The sequence below is a fragment of the Ideonella livida genome (genome assembly GCF_010499455.1).
Taxonomy (GTDB): domain Bacteria; phylum Pseudomonadota; class Gammaproteobacteria; order Burkholderiales; family Burkholderiaceae_C; genus Ideonella; species Ideonella livida.
Genome location: NZ_JAAGOH010000003.1, coordinates 164777 through 179523 on the forward strand (window position 1 = coordinate 164777; position 14747 = coordinate 179523).

General features: G+C 70.9%; 13 protein-coding genes. 7 read left to right on the forward strand and 6 right to left on the reverse strand.

Annotated elements, in window-relative coordinates; translation table 11 throughout:
* Positions 1-93: 93 nt before the first annotated feature.
* Positions 94-867 (forward strand): SDR family NAD(P)-dependent oxidoreductase, encoded by a 774-nt coding sequence (locus G3A44_RS04145; protein ID WP_163456238.1) that lies wholly within the window; start codon positions 94-96, stop codon positions 865-867.
* 29 nt (positions 868-896) lie between these two features.
* Here the strand turns inward: G3A44_RS04145 and G3A44_RS24035 are convergent, their stop codons facing one another.
* Entirely contained in the window at positions 897-1622 is a 726-nt protein-coding gene (locus G3A44_RS24035) for a glycine-rich domain-containing protein (RefSeq protein ID WP_203561287.1), read from the reverse strand.
* A 23-nt stretch (positions 1623-1645) separates the two neighbouring features.
* Entirely contained in the window at positions 1646-2989 is a 1344-nt protein-coding gene (locus G3A44_RS04155) for a ferredoxin reductase family protein (protein ID WP_163456239.1), read from the reverse strand.
* Between the two features lie 240 nt (positions 2990-3229).
* On the opposite strand from G3A44_RS04155, the gene G3A44_RS04160 reads away from it, so the two are divergent.
* Both G3A44_RS04160 and G3A44_RS04165 read left to right on the forward strand, forming a co-directional pair.
* Positions 3230-4633 carry an ATP-binding protein gene (locus G3A44_RS04160; protein ID WP_163456240.1) on the forward strand — a complete coding sequence of 468 codons (1404 nt, stop codon included), beginning with the start codon at positions 3230-3232 and terminating at the stop codon, positions 4631-4633.
* Positions 4630-5388 (forward strand): winged helix-turn-helix domain-containing protein, encoded by a 759-nt coding sequence (locus tag G3A44_RS04165; protein WP_163456241.1) that lies wholly within the window; start codon positions 4630-4632, stop codon positions 5386-5388. The genes G3A44_RS04160 and G3A44_RS04165 overlap by 4 nt, the downstream gene beginning before the upstream one ends.
* 55 nt (positions 5389-5443) lie before the next feature.
* Here G3A44_RS04165 and G3A44_RS04170 read toward each other — a convergent pair whose 3' ends face one another.
* Positions 5444-5752 (reverse strand): BON domain-containing protein, encoded by a 309-nt coding sequence (locus G3A44_RS04170; RefSeq protein ID WP_163456242.1) that lies wholly within the window; start codon positions 5750-5752, stop codon positions 5444-5446.
* 149 nt (positions 5753-5901) lie between these two features.
* Here G3A44_RS04170 and G3A44_RS04175 point away from each other — a divergent pair, with 149 nt between their 5' ends.
* Complete coding sequence (locus G3A44_RS04175) at positions 5902-6546, forward strand: hypothetical protein (RefSeq protein ID WP_163456243.1); 645 nt, start codon at positions 5902-5904, stop codon at positions 6544-6546.
* Positions 6547-6619: 73 nt separating this feature from the next.
* A complete protein-coding gene (locus tag G3A44_RS04180) occupies positions 6620-7537 on the forward strand; it encodes a hypothetical protein (RefSeq protein WP_163456244.1) in 918 nt (305 codons plus the stop codon).
* A 15-nt stretch (positions 7538-7552) separates the two neighbouring features.
* Here the strand turns inward: G3A44_RS04180 and G3A44_RS04185 are convergent, their stop codons facing one another.
* The 3 genes from G3A44_RS04185 to G3A44_RS04195 all read right to left on the reverse strand — a co-directional run bounded on the left by G3A44_RS04185 (position 7553) and on the right by G3A44_RS04195 (position 11654).
* Positions 7553-8863: a HupE/UreJ family protein gene (locus G3A44_RS04185; protein WP_163456245.1), complete on the reverse strand. Its 1311-nt coding sequence runs from the start codon at positions 8861-8863 to the stop codon at positions 7553-7555.
* Positions 8860-10371, reverse strand: coding sequence for a DUF3500 domain-containing protein (locus G3A44_RS04190; RefSeq protein WP_203561288.1), 1512 nt, complete (start codon positions 10369-10371; stop codon positions 8860-8862). Before G3A44_RS04190 ends, G3A44_RS04185 begins: the two co-directional genes overlap by 4 nt.
* Before the next feature lie 359 nt (positions 10372-10730).
* Positions 10731-11654, reverse strand: a complete 924-nt coding sequence (locus G3A44_RS04195) for a LysR family transcriptional regulator (RefSeq protein WP_163456246.1) — start codon at positions 11652-11654, stop codon at positions 10731-10733.
* Positions 11655-11837: 183 nt separating this feature from the next.
* On the opposite strand from G3A44_RS04195, the gene G3A44_RS04200 reads away from it, so the two are divergent.
* Positions 11838-13598 carry a hypothetical protein gene (locus G3A44_RS04200; RefSeq protein ID WP_163456247.1) on the forward strand — a complete coding sequence of 587 codons (1761 nt, stop codon included), beginning with the start codon at positions 11838-11840 and terminating at the stop codon, positions 13596-13598.
* A gap of 147 nt (positions 13599-13745) precedes the next feature.
* On the forward strand, positions 13746-14744 hold the full coding sequence (locus G3A44_RS04205) for a tripartite tricarboxylate transporter substrate binding protein (RefSeq protein WP_163456248.1): 999 nt from the start codon (positions 13746-13748) through the stop codon (positions 14742-14744).
* Positions 14745-14747 lie beyond the last annotated feature (3 nt).

The window sequence follows — 14747 nt, forward strand, 5'->3', positions numbered from 1 at the left end:
TCCATCCCCAGACGTTGCCCACGGTGGGCACGCCCGCGCAACCCCGGCCCGCCCTGGCAACCGCCACGGCAGGCCCAGACCCCGGTGGACCCCATGACCGCTTCCCCCTCCCCTGCTTCCCTCACCCTCATCACCGGCGGCAGCCGCGGCCTGGGCCGTGCAATGGCCGAGCACCTGGCCGCGCAAGGCCATGACCTGATCCTCACCTACCGCGACCGTGAAGATGAAGCCGCGGCCGTGGTGGCCGCCGTGCAGGCGCAGGGCCGGCGTGCCGTCGCCCTGCGGCTGGAGGTGGCCGATGTGGTCGGCCATGCCACCTTTGTGCAGGCCTTGCGGGCGGCGCTGGCCCGGCACTGGCAGCGTGAGCGCTTTGACGCCCTGGTGAACAACGCTGGCTTCGGGGTGCATGCCCCGCTGGCGCAAACCACACCCGAGCAATTTGACGCGCTGATGGGCGTGCACCTGCGTGGGCCCTTCTTCCTGACCCAGGCGCTGCTGCCCCTGCTGGCCGATGGCGGCCGCATCCTGAACGTGAGCAGCGGGCTGGCGCGCTTCAGCCTGCCGGGCTATGGCGCCTACGCGGCCATGAAGGGCGGGATGGAGGTGCTGACCCGCTACTGGGCCCAGGAACTGGGCGGCCGGGGCATCGTGGTCAACACGCTGGCACCTGGTGCCATTGAGACCGACTTTGGCGGCGGTGCGGTGCGCGACAACCCGCAGCTCAACGCCATGATCGCCAGCCAGACGGCCCTGGGCCGCGTGGGGCTGCCGGCTGACATTGGCGGCGCGGTGGCCGCCTTGCTGGCCCCCGGGGCTGGCTGGATCAACGGCCAACGGGTGGAGGCCTCGGGCGGCGTGCTGCTTTGAGGTCGCAGCCGGGCTCGGCGCTGAGGCTTTCAGTCGCCGCCGCCACAGCCGCTGCCGCCGTCCCCACCACCGTCCCCGGCCCCGGCCGGGTCCGCGCCAGGACAGTCCCCTTCGCTGGAGCTGGAGCAGCCGCTGCCCCCGCCGCCACCGTCGCGATGTTCCGGCCCCGCCAGCTCGGCGCCGCAATAGGGCGAGCCCTCCACGGCGCCCTGGGGCCGCGGGCCCTGGCAGTCGGCCACGTAGAGGAAACCGCCGGCCACGGCGAACTTGGCATCCAGGTGAAACAGCAGGGGCAGACGGCTGGGCTGGCGGGGATCGATCTGCTCCTGCCGGCAGACCCAGTGCCAGCAGCGGCGCAAGCCGGCATCGCGCCGGCGATGGCCCCCCATGGCCAGGGCCGGCGTGTGGTGCAGAAAGCCGCCAAAGGCCTGCTGGCAGTACCGGGCATACGCCCGCGTGTGCAGGATGTAGGCGTGCCAGAGGTCGTCAACCACCTGGCTGGGCATGGACAGCACGCCGCGCCCACTTTGCAGGTGGGCCAGAAAGAACTGCCGCAGGCCCTGGCCCACCAGCTCGCAGTCCCGGGGGCTGAGCTGCGGGTGGCGTTGGCGCAAACCGTCGAGCAACCCGGAGGGCCAGGGGGCGTGGCGGATGAAGTCCTCACGTCGTCGGGTCTGTCGGCGGCGCCACCACCACCACACCCCTGGGGTGAGCACGACGCCGGTCAGGACAAGCACAGCAGAAACTGGGGCCATGGCGCGGCATTCTGGCGGCCGCCTCACCGCATCTCGAACAGCTCCTGATGGAAGGCGCTGGCGCGCAGGCCGTGGGCGGACAGGTCGGCCTTCAGGGCGCGGCCGAAGGCGGCGGGGCCGCAGAACCACAGGCTGGCCTGGGCCCAATCGGGCACGGTGCGGCGCAGGTGCTCACCATCCAGCAGGCCGTCCCGGCGGTCCACCATCAGGTGCAGGCGCACGCCGGCGGCGCGGGCGGCGGCCTTCAGACGGAGCAGCGCCAGGGGTTCTTCCTGCGCAGTGGGGTGGAACAGGTCAATCTGCTGGCCACGGGCGCTGCCGCTGGCGGCCAGGTGTTCCAGCCGGGCGATGAAGGGCGTGATGCCGATGCCCGCGCCCACCCAGATCTGGCGCGGGGCGCCGTCGTCAAAGTCAAAGCAGCCGTAGGGGCCCTCCACGGTCACGGTCTGTCCGGCCTGCAACTGCCGGGGCAGCGCGGCGGTGTGGTCGCCCAGGGCCTTGGCGATGAAGCGCAGCTCCCGGGTCTCGGGGTTCCAGGCGCTGGCCATGGTGAAGGGGTGGGCGCCCTCGGCGGCGTCGGTGGTGACAAAGGCGAACTGGCCCGCGCGGTGGCCCGGCCAGCCGGCATCCACCCGCACCCGGAATTCCAGGCTCTGCACCGCGTCAAAGCGCTCGGTGGCGGTCACCACCGCCGAGACCTTGCGGCGCGCGCCGATGCGGCGGCCCAGCACCAGCACTGCCGCCACGCTGCCGGCCACCATCAGGACGGCCATCAGCAAGCCCACAGGCTGGGTCCAGTAGGTCCACTTGAGCAACACCACCGAATGGAACACCAGCGCCAGGTAGCCGGCCGCCAGCACGGTGTGGGTCTTGGCAAACCAGCGGTATGGAAAGCGCTTGACCAGGGCCAGCACCATCAGCACGGCCGCCAGGTAGAAGGCCCATTCGCCCACCGTCTCGGCCAGGCCGCGCTGGCTGCCCAACCAGGCCTCCAGCAGCGGCTGATCGGCCGCGGCCGGGCGCGGGCCGCGCTGCGGTCGCACCAGCCAGCCCCAGCCCACCATCCACTTGGTGCCCTGCCCCAGCCACCAGTGCACCACGGCGGTGACCAGCGCGGTGATGCCCAGCCACTTGTGCAGGCGGTACATCTTGTCCAGCCCCTGCAGCGGGGGCTCCAGCCAGACAGGGCGCACGGCCAGCACCATGATCAGGCTCATGGCCCCGATGGCCAACACGCCGGTGCCCTGCATGGCCCAGGCGCGGAAGCTGAAGTACTTGAAAGGCTGTGGCCAGGTGGGATCGGCCAGTGTCCACAGACCGGCCAGCACGGCCAGGCTGAGGAGGAATGTGCGTTGGATGCGGGTCATGGCGCTACGCCCGCAGCACCGCGGGCGCCTCAACAAGCCGGCGCAATGCCGGCGAAAGGGGGGACGGGGCCGGGGCCGCCGCCATGACCCTGATGGTGAGCGGGGAATGTGGAGGAAGTTTGAAGAACCCGCCCCGTCCCCCGCGCGGGTGCTGCGGCTTGCCAGCGCGGCGCGGAGGTGCGCCAATCCGGCCTGAACGCCCGCCTGCCACCGCCCTGCCCCGCCCCCCTGCCCTTGCGCATGTCCTACCGCCCCGGCCTCACCGTCCGCCTGTTTCTGGCCGTGCTGGCCACCGCCACCCTGGCCACCGTGCTGATGGGGGCCGCCTCGTTCTGGAGCTTCAGCCGCGGCTTCCTGGGATTTCTGAATGCCCAGGCCGTGACGCAGATGGAGGGCGCCATCCCGCGCCTGGTGCAGGAGTACCGCGAGCATGGCAGCTGGAATTTCATCAAAGGCCGGCCCGGTGCCTGGTTCCGCATGACCCGCCCGCTGCAGGCCGATGGCAGCGACGACCCCTGGGGAGACCCCGAGCGCATGGCCTCCGACCTGCTGGGCGCCGGCCGGCGTCTGAGCCTGCTCGATGAGCAGCGGCAGTTTGTCATCGGCTTTCCGCAGCTTTTTGATGGCACCGAGTACCGCGAGATCGTCCTGGAGGGCCGCACCGTGGGCTGGATCACCCTGGCCCCGGTGGAGGCCGTGACCGACGCGGCGGCGGTGCGCTTTGGCCAGAGTCAGGAGCGCGCCACCCTGGCCATTGGCGGCCTGGCCCTGGTGCTGGCCACGCTGGTGGCCTGGTGGGTGGCCCGAGCCCTGCTGGCCCCGGTGCGAGAGGTGGCACGGGCCACCCACCGCCTGGCCGCGGGCCACCACGACACCCGGGTGCCTGAGCGTGGCGGACAGGATGAGGTGGCCCAACTGGCCCGCGATTTCAACCAGCTGGCGCTGACGCTACAACGCAACGAGCAGATGCGCCGGGAGTACATGGCCGACATCTCGCACGAGCTGCGCACGCCGCTGGCGGTGCTGCGCGGCGAGATCGAGGCGCTGCAGGATGGCATCCATCCGGTGACGCCCCAGGCCCTGGCGCTGCTGCATGGCGAGGTGCACACCCTGGGCCAGTTGGTGGGCGACCTGCATGAGTTGGCGCTGGCCGATGTCGGCGCCCTGCGTTACCGCAAGGCGCCGCTGGACTTGGCGGCCCTGCTGGACCGCGAGGGCGAGGCCTTCCAGGCCCGGGCGGCCGAGCGCGGGCTGACGCTGCAGGTGCAGGCCGGCGCCGCGCTGACCGTGGAGGCCGACGCCGAGCGCCTGGGCCAGCTGCTGCACAACCTGCTCGACAACGCCGTGCGCTACACCGACGCCGGCGGCCTCCTGCGCCTGAGCCTGCAGACCGAGGATCGCCATGCAGTGATCGACCTGCAGGACAGCGCCCCGGGCGTGGCGCCTGAGCTGCTGCCTCGGCTGTTCGAGCGCTTTTTCCGGGTCGAGGCCTCACGCGGGCGACGCACTGGCGGCAGTGGCCTGGGCCTGGCCATCTGCCGGCAGATCGTCACCGCCCACGGCGGCCACATCGAAGCCCGGCCCAGCCCGCTGGGCGGGGTGTGGATCCAGGTCCGCCTGCCGCTGACGGAGACCCCTGCTTGACCGAAGCCGCCTTGCCCATCCTGATCGTCGAAGACGAGCCCCGCCTGGCCCAGCTGCAGGCCGACTACCTGCGCGCTGCCGGCTACGCCCCCCGCACCGTGGACGACGGCGCCCAAGCCCTGGGTCAGCTCACCGCCCCCGGATCCACGCCGCCGGCCCTGATGGTGCTGGACCTGATGCTGCCGGGCCTGGACGGCGTGGCCCTGTGCCGGGCGGTGCGCGCCGCCCCCCCGCCGCTGAACCGGCTGCCCATCATCATGGTGACCGCCCGGGTGGAGGAGGTGGACCGGCTGCTGGGCCTGGAGGTCGGCGCGGACGACTACCTGTGCAAGCCCTTCAGCCCGCGTGAGCTGGTGGCCCGGGTCAAGACCATCCTGCGCCGCGCGCCGCCGGCCGGCTGGGACGCCCCGGACGGCGCCCCCCCGCAGGCGCCTGGCGTGACCGGCGGCCCGCCACCGGCCGCGGCGGGTGTGGTGCTGGACCTGGCGGCGCACAGCGCACGCGCCGCCGGCCAGGCGCTGGACCTGACGCCGGCCGAGTTCCGCCTGCTGGCGGCACTGGTGGAGCAGCCGGGCCGGGTGTTCTCGCGCGATCAGCTGCTGGACCGCCTGCACGACGACCAGCGGGCCCTGAGCGACCGCACGGTCGACAGCCACATCAAGAACCTGCGGCGCAAGCTGGACGCCCACTGGCCGGGCCAAGACCTGATCCGGTCCATCTACGGCGTGGGCTACAAGTACGAACCGCCGGTCTGAGCCGGCGGCAGCCAGCGCGGCGCCCCGTTCAGGGCGCCGCGGCGGGCGCATCCGCTCAGCGGGCGCTGCTGGACCAGCTGCGGAACTGGCTGCTCACCGACTGCACACCGGGCACCTGGGCCGCCAGCTGACGTGCGCGCAGGTCGTCATCGGCATACCGGACCCAGCCCGAGAGCTGCACCACCCCCCCCTGGGCGGCGACCCGGAGTTCCACCGCGGGATCCTGGAACAGGGTCTCCTGCAGCACACGCGCCCTGACGGCGGCAGCCAGTTCGGCATCGGTGGGGGCGGCTTGGGCGCCAGTGGCCAGCAGCAGCGCGGCGGCCAAGGTGGCCAGGGTGTGAGCGGTAGGGCGGAGGTTCATGGCGATTCCTTTGAAGGTCTTGGTCAAGGTGTCGTCATGGTTAACCCTGAGTGTGGAGGAAAGATGGAGAGCCGAGCCCCACCGCCCCTCAACGCTGTGTCAACGCAGCCCGGACACGATGCGCTCACCGCCCCAACCCGGAGACGCGCATGCCTGCCGAGATCGACCCCGAACTGCTGGAAGAGCACTACCACTGCGTCCACCAGCTCGCCCCCAGGACCCTGGCCGACCGCTGCCAGAGCTTTGACCCGTTTGCCCCGGACGCGTCCTTCCATGAGCTCAACCTGGAGCGCATGAGCTGGATCGCCACCGACGACAACTTGCAAGCCGGAGTCTTTGCCACCGGCCAGGACTGGGCAGGCGCCCCGGACTTTGACAGCCGCATGAGCCGGGTGCAGGCCTTTCTGGGCCAAGGCGATCCCTTGGCCGTGCCGCTGTCTGACATCCCGCCGCCGCGGGGCAGTGCGCAGCAAACCACCGACAGCCTGGACCGGCTGTTTGCCGCCGGCTACCAGAGCCCCGAGATCCTGGGGGACGCGCTGGACGCGCTTGTCGACCTGTCCAGCTGGGCCGCGGAGCTGCATCAGGATTTCGGCCTGCAGGACACCCTGCTGGACTACACCCAGCAATTGGCCGCCCAGGGCCGCCTGCAGCCCCCCGGCGGCTTCCAGGCGTTCGAGGGCCCCGACCTCAGCCTGCAGGAGTCTGCCCAGACGCGGGACTTTCTGACCCGTGAGCCCCTGGGGCGCATCCTGGACGCCTGGATCCGCGGCTATGTGGTCTGGCAGCCCTGAGTTCCACCCCACCCCACCCTGCCTTGCCCTGCACCCTTCGTTTCCTCCACCCTGGCGAACCCGAAATCACACCATGGCCGACATTCCCAAACACCTCACCGCCAACGCCTGGAAGGCTGCCCAATGGGATGAGCAGTTCTCCCGCGTCAGCTGCGTCAACCGTCCCGACGTGACCTACTCCCCTCCCGATCCGGTCTCGGACTACCTGCCGCACGGCGCACTGCAGGTCACGGTGGATGCCCATGCCTACGACAACTTCAAGGAGGGCAATGTGTTCGCGGTGTCCCTGCAGAACAGCAGCCTCAGCGCCACCCGCGGGGGCCGGGCCTACTACAAGGAGCTGGGCGGCCTCACCGAGAACTACTTCATCCGGGTCCGTGGCCCCTTCCTGGAGTGGGTGACGATGGAGGTCTGGATGGAGGACATGAACGACCCGGTGGGCCAGGGCCCCAACCCCAAATTCGAGCTGCGCCAGTGTTCGCCCGGCACCACCATCGTCAGCAGCGAGCTCACCAGCTCCACCAACTGGAACTTCGACCTGAGTGCCGGCACGTTTGGCACCAGCCCCACCGTCAATGGCGGTGTGGGATTCAACATCGGGCAGACGATCTCGGCCCAGTTGCCGGGCCTGAAGGTGACGGACCTGCATGACCAGCAGCGCATGTTCCACCGGTACGAACTGGGCACGCTACGTGATGGCCATGCCTACAACAGCCATGACGACCTCTACGACAGCGGCGCCTTCTTCCAGGGCTACCCGCTGCGCGAGTTCACCGACATCGCCACGTCGAACTGGCCGCTGATCAGCCAGGCGATCTTTGTGTGCCGGGACAAGACCGTGCGGCGCATGCGGGTCATGGCCCGGATGACGGGCAATGTAGCGGTGGCCCAGTCGGGCTTCACCGTCTTCCGGGCCGACATCGCGGTCCAGCAGCGGGAGGTGTCGATTGAAGCGATGGTCGAGCTGGACCTGGACAAGCCCGACGCCTGAGCCCGGGTGCCCCGGTCAGCCCAGCGCACCCGCGCCGCGCTGCAGGGCCCAGGCCAGGGCCATCAGGCCGCCCAAGGCGGCCCCGCCGCGGCGTACCCGTTGATAGGCCCGGGGGTGGCGGCACAGCCAGAGCAGGGGCGGCAGCAGCGCCGCCAGCACCAGTACCTGGGCCAGCTCGATGCCCAGGTTGAACGCGCCCAGTGCCAGGGCCTGCTGGCCCAGGCTCAGGCCCGCGCCCAACAGGCTGGCGGAGAAGGCCAGGCCGTGCACCAGGCCCAGCAGGCCGGTCAGCAGCGCCTCGCCCCGGAGCAGACGGGGCTGCCAGGCATGGGCCGCGGCGGCCAGCAGGGTCAGGGCCACGCCCAGCTCCACCGGGCCGCTGGGCACCTGCAGACCGCCCAGGCTGCCGGCGGCCAGGGAAAGCGAGTGGCCCGCGGTGAAGGCCGTGGCCAGGGCCAGCACCCGCCGCAGGGTGGCCCCGGGGCCGTGCAAGGCCGCTCCCCCTGGGGCAGGGCCGGCACGCCACGGGGCGGCCAGCGCCAGCAAGGCGATGAACAGCAGATGGTCAGCCCCTTCAGCCAGGTGGCGCATGCCGTCGCGCACCAGGGCGCCCACGGCCGCCCAGGGCCCGGCCATGTCGTCCAGGACCAGCGGCAGCCGGGTCTGCTGCAGGTCGAGGACGCCCAGCGGGCGGGGCGGCTGGGCCGCCCGGCCGCCCGCCCAGTCCTGACGCAGCAGCACCTGCAGGCGGTGGTTGGCCACCTGGTGCACCACCACGTCCAGCAGCAGGGTGGGCCGGCGCGGATCGGCCCCCGGCGGGGCGGTGAGCAGCAGCTCGGCCCACAGGGCGGTGGCGGTGGCCTGCAGGTGGGCGCTGCCCTCCCCGTCTTCTCCGCCGTCCCCGTGCGTCCAGCCGATCCCGGCAGTACCCTTGTTCCCGTCCACCAGCCGCAGCGTGGGCGGCGCCACCTGCCAGCCCAGGCCGTCGCTGCGGGCCCCCACATGGGCCAGCAGGTACGCCGAGAGGGCACGGGCTGAGGCGGTGGGCAGCGCCGCCCCGGCGGGCAAGGTGGTCAGGGATGCGGGCGCCAGGCCCGCCGCCTGGGCCAGGGGCTCCAGCGGCAGCCGCAGGCTCAGGCGCAGGCCTTGGGGCAGGGTGTCCACCCAGGCCTGGCTGAGCGGCATGGGATGGGCCTGCCCGGACCGGGGCAGCCCCAGCAGCAGGGCCAGGGCCAGGGGCAGCACCCCGCATAAGCGGGCCAGCCACGGCAACCCTTGCCGCCACGCCCGGGCCCGTCCGGCGCGGCCGCCTGGCGGGCCGCTCATGACACGCACTTCCCGCCGTAGTCGGCCAGCTTGTCGCGCCAGATGGTGTGGAAGTGGATGTCGCTGGACACGATCACCCCGCTTTGCACCGAGAACTCGATCCACACCCGCGGCCCGGCGATGCGGAAGTAGTTGCCCTTGGCCGTGACGGTGCCGGTGCCGGCATAGCCCACAGAGGTGCTGGCCAAGGCGCTGTCGCTCAGGTAGGCCGACAGCAGCTCGGCGGCCACGGCACTGGCCTGGGTGTTCACATAACTTCGGATGGCCGTCTGCACCAGGGCTTGGTCGGTGCTGGAGAGGCTGCTGTAGGCCAGGCCCAGGTCGGTCACGCTGGCATAACTGCGTGGGCAGCTGCCGTCGATGCTGCCGCTGCCATTGGCACCGAACAGCACATCGCCATAGGTCTTGCTGAACCGGGCGCCGGCATAGGCGGTGAGCGCAGCGCCCAAGTTGGCAAAGGCGCTGCGCTGGGCCTGCATCGGGTCCCAGGTGGTGCCGCTGAGGGTGAAACTGCCCTTGGGCTCCACGCCCAGGAACAGCGGGGTGGGCGAGGCATAGGCGCCGCCCATGGCCAGGTTGGCGGTGAAGTGGTGGCCGGTCAGCTGCAGCAGCCAGAAGTCTGACGCGCTGGGCGTGCCCAGGGCGGCGATGTAAGAGTGCCCGGCGCCATAAGTGCCGCTGCTGGCGCCGTAGGTGCTGACCAAAGCCTCATCGGCGGCCTGCATGCCCAGGTGCAGGGCGTTGCCGGTGTCTCCCAGGGCGGTGGTGATGAGGCTGCGGGCCGCGGTCTTCTGGACGGTGGACAGGTCTCCCCACTTCACCCCGTTGCGCGCCACCATGCTGGCGGGCAGGTTGGACCAGCGGCGCGCGCTGTCCAGCGCCCAACCCAGCTGCGCCGTGCCCTGCTGACTGGTGCTGAGGGTGCCGAGGAAGGTCTCCATGGCGCTGTGCACGGCTGCGGCGTGGGTGGCCACCGCCGAGGTGCTGGACACCGTGAGCGTGGCCGCGCTGCTGGTGACGCTGCCCACGCCAGTGCTCACCACCACGTCATATTGGCCGGCATCGTCCGTGGTCACGGCCGCCAGGGTGTGGGTGGCCGCCGTGGCGCCGCTGAGCGTGGCGCCATCCTTGCGCCACTGGTAGGCCAGGGTGCCGCTGCCCGTGGCGCTGACGCTGAAGCTGACCGCAGCGCCCACGCTCACCGTTTGGGCCGTGGGCTGGCGGCTGATCACCGGCGAGCCGTCGGCGCTGCTCACGCTCAGCGTGGCCTCCGCGCTGGTGGTGGAGCCACCGCTGTTGCTGACCACCACGTCGTAGGCGCCCGCATCGGCGGCCGTCACCGCGGACAGGCTCAGGCTGGCGCTGGTGGCCCCGCTCAGGCTGGTGCCGTCTTTACGCCATTGGTAGCTCAGGGTGCCGTCGCCCGTGGCGCCGACGCTGAAGGTCACTGCCGCCCCCTCCACCACGCTGGCCGAGGCGGGCTGACGGGTGAGGGTGGGCGCCGCCACGGCGGTGGAACCGTCTTCACTGTCTTGCGAAGCCCCACCCCCGCAGGCCACCAAGCCGATTGCGGCGCCCGCCAGGACCCAGGCCCAAGACAGGCCGCGCAAGCCACGTCGGCTTGCCGCCAGCACGCCGGCGCGGCGAGGTGGGGCGACAGTGGGCGCTGGAACAGCAGCAAGGGCGCAGGGGGTCATGGGTGGCGGTCCTCAGGTCCTGAAACGGGCGCCGCAGGCCGGCGCAGTTCGGCACCCCAGGTGGCCACCAAGGCCTGCCGGGGCACAAACGCCAGGCTAGACCGTGTGCGTTGGAGGCCTACAACGCTGGTGCAAAGTTTCTTGTCCGCGCCCGGAAGACATGAGGCGGATCAACTCACCGGCGCACTGCCGGGGGCACCGCCCGGAGGCATTTCCACCAGGCACTCCTGCAGGCGCTGTCGGAGCCAGTCCAGCGCCGGGTGCTCGGTGCGGCGGGCCAGCGTCACCAGGCCGAACCGGGCCGTGGCCGTCATGGGCGGATCCAGCGGCAACTCCATCAGTGCGGGCGCCGTGGCCCGCACCGCCAGCAGCACCGCATTGCTGGCGCTGGCCACCGCCACCAGGCTGGGGATCTCTTCACAGCGCAAGCGCACCAGGCGCTCAGGGTGGGCCTGCGGCCCGTAGTGCTCGACCAGCATCCGGGCGATCTCTTCGGACAGCGGGGTGGAGGCCACCGGATAGTCCTGCAGCGCCGAAAACGGCAAAGGTCCTTGGCGGGCCGCCGCCAGCAGGGGGTGCCCCGGCCGCACCATGAAGGCCCCGCGCAGCTCATGCACAAAAGCGCTGCGCAAATCGGGGGCCGGGGTGAGCGAGCGGGCGTCCACCACCAACGCATCCAGGCTGCGTTCACGCAGGGCGTCCACCAGGCGTTCGGTGGGGCCGCGGCTGATCTCCAGCGTGGCCATGGCCGCCGGATCCCGAGCCAAGTCCAGCAACAAGGGGGTCATCAACAGGGCCCCGGGGCCGGAGCCCAGGCCCAGGCGCAGCCGCCCGGCCATGCCCGGAGCCGCCAGGCTGTGCAGTTCCTGGGCGTCGTCCACCAGTTGGCGCGCCCGCACCAGGGCCTGGTGGCCAAACGGGGTGAGTTCAGCCCGGCGGCCCAGCCGGTCGAACAGGGGGCGGCCCAATTCGTCTTCCAGCGCCCGGATGCTGCGGCTGAGTGCCGGTTGGCTCAGGCACACCTGGTCGGCCGCCTGCACAAAGGAAGCCGTTTCGGCCAGGGCAATGAAATGACGAAGTTGCACCAGGGTCATGGCAAGTCTCGGCGTGGCAGGCCCACCTGGGGGCGCGCCGCCCAGGCCCCTCATTCTGCAGGGGCATTCCGGACAAACGGTACTGGCACCTTAAAAGCCCACCGGCTAACTTCCCGCGCAGTGGCAAATTGCCAGCCCTGTGCCTGCACTCACCACTCAACACCAACGCCAAGGGAGATCACCATGTCACGCCGCCCCACGCCTCAAGGCCCGTTGTATGCCGACCCTGCCCTGCAGGACGACGTCCTGAGCGCACTGCCGTCCCCCCAGGGCGGCGTGATAGACGTGCCCGGCCACCACGCCAGGGTGAACGGCACGGCCGGTCAGGATGAGGTGACCCTGGGCGCCAGCGGCAGCCAAAACCTGGTGATGCTCCATGCGGGTGACGACATGGCCTGGATTCAGGGTGATTTGCAGACGGTGCAAGGCGGCCAGGGCGCGGACACGATGCACATCATGGGCACCCGGGCCCTGGTGTCCGGCGGCGAGGGCGCCGATGTGTTTCTGGTGGACGCCACCGCCGGTGCCCAAGGCAACACCCTGGTGGGCGGACAAGGCGATGACACCTTCCTCGTCACAATGGGACCCACCAGCGCCCAGCAGCACTATGTGCGGGGCGGAGCCGGCCAGGACAGCCTGCACGTGGACTACGCCGCCCGCGCCCGGGTCACGGTGGAACTGCAGAACAACGCCGGCGAACATGCCGGCCGCTTCAACGACATCGCTTACAAAGGCATCGAGACGCTCAGCCTGAGCCTGACCGCGGGCAACGACCGCCTGGAGCTCAACGGCTTTCACCATGACGTCACGGTGGATGCCGGCGCTGGCGCCGACTGGATCCACCTCACCCAGGCCCCGATGGACGGGACCGACCTGGTGCTCAGCTCTGCGGCCGGCTGGCACAGCACCAGCGCCTTGGGCATCGACTTCCAATACGCCGGCTTTGAAACTTTTGAGCTGGTCACCTCCAAGCAGCTCACAGGGGTCACCGTGGATGCGAGCCAGGCCGGCCGCCTCATGTTCTCCTCCGCCCACTTGGACCACAGCACCCTGCTGGGTGGCGACGGCGACGACATCCTGGGCGTGGACACCTTCCAAGCCGCCGGCTGGGGCAACCTGCTGGATGGCGGGGCCGGCGACGACAGCCTGGTGATCCGCCGCGGTGACACCGCCCGAGGCGGGGCCGGCGATGACCTGCTGGTGCTGGACAACAGCGACGTCTCGGCGCCCACGCCCACCCTGCTGGACGGCGGAGACGGCAGGGACGGGCTGGACCTCTCGGGCCTGGGAGGCACGCTGGTGCTGAGCGACGACCCTGACGACCTGATCGGCGCGCCGGACCTGGAGCTCACCGGCCTGGAGTATTGGGCCTCCCTGACCGGCAGCGACGCCAGCGACCTGATCGACGCCCGCGCCGTGAGCACCGGCATGCACCTGTCGGGCGGTGGCGGCAACGACACCGTGCTGGGGGGCGCCGGGGCCGACACGATTTCGGCCTGGCACGGGCGAGACGTGTTGGGGCTGGACGGCGGCGACTGGGTCATGGGGGCCATCGACCATGTGCGCAAGATCTCGCTGCAGGGCGCTGGCATTGGAGACGGCGACCTGGTGATTGACGGCGCCACCGAGGCGGCCGGCCCCGGCGGCTTTGACAGCCAGGCTGAATTGGTGCTGATCACCACGGCGGGCAGCTTCAAGGTGGGTGAGCTCAAGACCCAGACCGCCACCAGCGCCGCCGCCATGATCGGCCAGGCCAGCAGCGACTACGCCGAAGGCCAGACCGCCGTCTTTGGGACGAACAACGGAGACAGCACCGTGCTGTGGCTCTTCACCTCGGACGGCCATGACGCCACCGTCAGCGCCAGCGAGTTGACGCTGATCGCGACGCTCACGGGCAGCAAGGACTTCGTCACCACGGTAGACGACTACCTCTGGGGCAGCTGAACGGCCCCGCCCCTGGCGGCAAGGCTTGGCAGTTCAATGCGTACAGCGCATTGAACTTCACTCCTGAATGCATTGGACGTTGTGACGGCGGCTGCCTACATTGGCATGCATCGCCCCCACCCCACCGTCCCTTGCAGGAGCCCGCCGATGTCCAGTCTCATCTCGCGCCGCACCGTTCTGGCCTCCCCCTTCGCCCTGTTGGGCGGCATGGCCAGTGCCCAGGCTTCGCTGCCCAAGCAGGTCAACCTGATGGTGCCCTACCCGGCCGGAGGCCCATCAGACGCCATCGCCCGCCTGGTGGACAAGCCCCTGGCCAAGGCCGCCGGGCAGATGGTGATCGTGGAGAACCTGGGCGGCGTGAGCGGTGCCCTGGCCGCGCAGAAGGTGCTGTCGGCCCCGGCCGATGGCGGCTACGTCTTCCAGGGCTCGCCCAATGAACTGATCCTGGCGCCGCTGGCCAACGCCGCGGTCAAGCTGCGCAGCGAGGACTTCCGGCCGGTGCAGCTCATTGGCGTGGCCCCCATCGCCATCCTGGCGCGCAAGGGCCTGGCTGCCGGCCATGTGGATGAGCTGATTGCCTTGGCGCGCAAGGCCGCCGCCGACGGCAAGCCGCTGAGCTACGGCAGCGTCGGCGTGGGTTCGTTCTATCACGTGCTGGGCGCCCACTTTGGCCAGACCGTGGGTGCCACGCTCAACCACGTGCCCTACAAGGGCGTGGCCCCGCTGGTGCAAGACATCGCCGGCGAGCAGGTGGACTTTGCCATCGTGGTGGTCACCCCCGGCGCCATCGCCCTGGCCGAGCAGGGCCGCATGAAGGTGCTGGGCACCCTGGCCCCGGCGGGCAAGCCCGAGGTGGCCCTGCTCAAGGCCTACCCCAGCATCAACGACAGCAAGACGCTGCACGACTTCGCCTTCAACATCTGGACAGGCTACTTCGTGCGCAAGGACACGCCCGAACCCGTGGTGCAGGCCCTGCACGCAGCCCTGACCCAAGTGCTGGGCGATGCCGGCGTGCGCGGCCAGCTGGAGCAGCTGGGCATGATGGTGGCCAGCCCGCTGAGCCTGGCCGAGGCGTCGCGCCACTACGAGGCGCAGACCGCACGCTTTCGCGCCATCGCCAAGTCCATCCGCCTGGAAGCCCAGTAAGGC